1 protein-coding gene is annotated in these 4,144 nt (G+C 71.4%); it reads left to right on the top strand.

Annotated features, from left to right (window positions below):
• The coding region (locus ACIGWZ_RS39355) for a type I polyketide synthase (protein ID WP_400072860.1) at positions 1–4,144 on the top strand (4,144 nt) is incomplete at both ends.

The following is a 4,144-nucleotide window of genomic DNA, read 5'->3' as shown; positions in this document are numbered from 1 at the left end:
TCCTCCCCGGCACCGCACACCTCGACCTCGCCCTCCACGCCGCCCACCACACCCACCACACCCACATCGAAGAACTCACCCTCGAAACACCCCTCGTCATCCCCGAACACGGCAGCGTGCGGCTCCAGATCACCGTGGAACCCGAGGACGAGACCGGACGCCGCCCCCTCACCATCCACACCCGTCCCAGCGCTCCCGCCGAGGACGACCCGGACGACGTCCTATGGACCCGGCACGCCTCCGGAACCCTCACCGACCAGACCACCACCCCCGCCCACGACCGAACCGCAGCCTGGCCACCGCCCGGCGCCACACCCATCAACACCAACGACTTCTACGAGCGGGCCGCCGACCGCGGCTACCACTACGGCCCCGCCTTCCAAGGACTCACCGCCGCCTGGCAACACGGCGACGACATCCACGCCGAAGTCACCCTCCCCCAGGACACCGACACCGACGGATTCGGCATCCACCCCGCACTCCTCGACGCCGCCCTCCAGGCCCTCATCGCCATCGGGATCGAGAACGAGGCCGCGGACACCACGATCCGGCTGCCGTTCGCCTGGTCCGACGTGACCCTGCACCCCGCCGGCAAGGTCCCTGCCGCGCTGCGTGTCCACCTGAAGCGCGGGGGTCCCGACGCCTTCGCCCTCCGGCTGTCCGACACCGACGACGCCCCGATCGCCACCGTGGGAACCCTCACGGTCCGCGCCCTGGACCCGGCCCGGCTGCATACGTCCCACACGAACGGCCGGCTCTACCAGGTCGATTGGCAGAACCTGCCGTCCGTCGCTCCCACCGAGAACGCCACCGGAAGCCAGGTCTTCCTGGACGATGACGTCCTCGCGGGCCTGGCAGCCGTCAGCGATTCCGTCGCCTCGGGCGAGCCCGCCCCGCGGACGATCGTGGCCGCGACGGCCGGAGCGGACTCGGTTTCCCCCGCCGACGCCGCCCACAACCTGACCCACGAGGTGCTGGCTCTTGTCCAGCGCTTCCTGGCCGAGGACGCGTTGCGCGCCAGTCGTCTCGTCCTCGCCACTCGTGGAGCCGTCAGCACCGGTACGTCCGACCCGCTCACCGACCTCCCGGCGGCAGCCGTATGGGGTCTGGTCCGGACGGCCCAGTCCGAGCACCCCGACCGCATCGTCCTCGTCGACCTCGACGACACCGAGACATCCCGGGAAGCACTCGCCTCACTTCCCCTCCACGAACCACAACTCGCCCTGCGCGAAGGCCAACCGCTCGTACCGCGGCTGACGAAAGCCGACGAGCCCGAGACACCTACCCGTCCGACGGAGCTCAACGGCACGGTTCTGATCACCGGTGGCACCGGCACCCTCGGCAGCCTGGTCGCCCGCCACCTCGCCGACCACCACGGCGCACAACACCTGCTGCTCGTCAGCCGCAGCGGACCCGACGCCCCGGGCGCCCCCGAACTCGAAGCCGCACTCACCGCACACGGCGCCAAGGTCACCATCGCGGCATGCGACACCAGCGACCGCCAGGCCCTCGCCGACCTCCTCGACACCATCCCCACCGAACACCCCCTCACCGCCGTCATCCACACCGCCGGCGCCCTCGACGACGCCGTGGTCACCGCCCTCACCCCCGAGCAGGTCGACACCGCCCTACGCCCCAAAGCCGACGCCGCCTGGCACCTCCACGAACTCACCCGCCACCACAACCTCGCCGCGTTCGTCCTCTACTCCTCCGCCGCCGGCACCCTCGGAAACCCCGGCCAAGGCGGCTACGCCGCCGCCAACACCTTCCTCGACGCCCTCGCCACCCACCGCCACACCCAAGGACTCCCCGCCACCTCACTCGCCTGGGGCCACTGGGCCCAAACCAGCGGCCTCACCAACCACCTCGACCAGAACGACCTCGCCCGCATGAACCGCACCGGGATCATGCCGCTGCCCACCCAGGACGCCCTCACCCTCCTCGACAACGCCTTGGCCGACGGACGACCCGCGCTGATACCCGTACGGCTGAGCCAACCCGCCCTGCGCAGCCACGCGGTAGCGGGCACACTGCCCTCGATCCTCACCGGACTCGTCCCGCATGTCCGGCGGGCCGCACGGGCCACGGGCAGTGGCGAGCTGCGCGCCCGACTCGCACGGCTCGCGGAGGCGGAGCAGTACGAGTCGCTGCTCGACCTGGTCCGCACGCACATCGCGACCGTGCTCAACCACCCGAGCCCGCAGACAGTGGACCCCGACCGGGCATTCCAGGACCTCGGCTTCGACTCCCTCACGGCCGTCGAACTCCGCAACCGCCTCACCGCCGCCACCGGCCTCCGCCTCCCCGCGACGCTCATCTTCGACCACCCCACGGCCACCTCACTCGCCCGGCATCTGCACGGCGAGCTGGTGGGCGGCGCCTCACCCGACGCCTCGGAGCAGGCGCCCGTCACCCTCGCCGACAGCGACGAACCGATCGCGATCGTGTCGATGGCCTGCCGGTTCCCCGGCGGAGCCGACACACCGGAAGTCTTCTGGACGCAGCTCGTCGAGGGCCGGGACGCCATCTCCGACTTCCCCGAGGGCCGGGGCTGGAACGTCGCGGACCTGTACGACCCCGATCCCGATCGACTCGGCAAGATCTCCGTGAAGGAGGGCGGGTTCCTCCACGACGCGGCCGAGTTCGACGCGGAGTTCTTCGGCATCTCGCCGCGCGAGGCCCTGGCCATCGACCCGCAGCAGCGGCTGCTCCTGGAAACCAGCTGGGAAGCGCTGGAACGGGCCGGCATCACCCCGGGTTCGCTGCGCGGCAGCAGCACCGGCGTGTTCGCCGGTGTCATGTACGGCGGCGAGTACGCGGCACGGCTCCAGCAGTCCCCCACCGAACTCGAGGGCTACCTCGGCAGCGGCAGCGCGGGCAGTGTGGCGTCGGGCCGGATCGCGTACACGCTGGGCCTGGAGGGCCCGGCGGTGACGGTCGACACGGCGTGCTCGTCCTCCCTGGTGGCCATGCATCTGGCGGCGCAGGCGCTGCGCAACGGCGAGTGCACGATGGCGCTGGCCGGCGGCGTGACCGTCATGGCGACCCCGACGGTGTTCGTGGAGTTCTCGCGGCAGCGCGGTCTGGCACCGGACGGACGGAGCAAGTCCTTCGCGGCCGGGGCGGATGGCACGGGCTTCTCCGAGGGCGTCGGGCTGGTGCTGCTGGAGCGGCTGTCGGACGCCGAACGCAACGGGCACCAGGTGCTGGCCGTGCTGCGGGGTTCCGCGGTCAACCAGGACGGAGCCAGCAACGGTCTGACAGCGCCGAACGGCCCGTCGCAGCAGCGGGTCATCCGAGCCGCCCTCGCCAACGCCCGACTGACGCCCGGTGATGTGGACGCCGTTGAGGCCCACGGCACCGGTACCAAGCTGGGCGACCCGATCGAGGCGCAGGCGGTCCTCGCGACGTACGGCCAGGGCCGAGCGGCCGAACAGCCGTTGTGGCTGGGGTCGGTGAAGTCCAACATCGGGCACACGCAGGCGGCGGCCGGTGTCGCGGGCGTCATCAAGATGGTCATGGCCATGCGCCACGGAGTTCTGCCCCAGACCCTGCACGTGGACCAGCCGACACCGCACGTCGACTGGGAAGCGGGGGCCGTCAGCCTCCTCACCGAGCAGACCCCGTGGCCCGAAGTTGAGCGGCCGCGCCGGGCCGGTGTGTCGTCCTTCGGCATCTCCGGGACGAACGCCCACCTCATCCTCGAAGCAGCACCCACACCGCCGGCCCAGCCCGAAGGCGCTGAAACACCGGACCCCAACCCGGTGTTCGCCTGGCCCATCTCCGCCAAGACAGACGAGGCGCTGGCAGCCCAGGCCGTACGGCTGCTGACCCACGTCGCCGAGCGGCCCGAACTCGAGCCCGCCGACGTCGGGCACTCCCTGGCCACCACCCGCACCCACCACGACCACCGCGCCGTCGCCATCGGCACCGACCGCGACGAACTCACCGCGGCGCTGGAGGCGTTGGCCCGGGGCGAAGAGCACCCGGGTCTCATCAAAGGCACGGCGGCGTCCAGCGGTGGGAAAACGGTGTTCCTCTTCCCCGGACAGGGCTCGCAATACCCCGGCATGGCCGCCGACCTCATGACCAGCTCCACCGTCTTCCGCAACCACATCGAAGCGTGCGAGACAGCACTGTCCCG

This window comes from Streptomyces sp. NPDC053427, from assembly GCF_044544985.1.
GTDB lineage: Bacteria > Actinomycetota > Actinomycetes > Streptomycetales > Streptomycetaceae > Streptomyces.
This window is presented reverse-complemented; position numbering and strand designations above follow the sequence as displayed.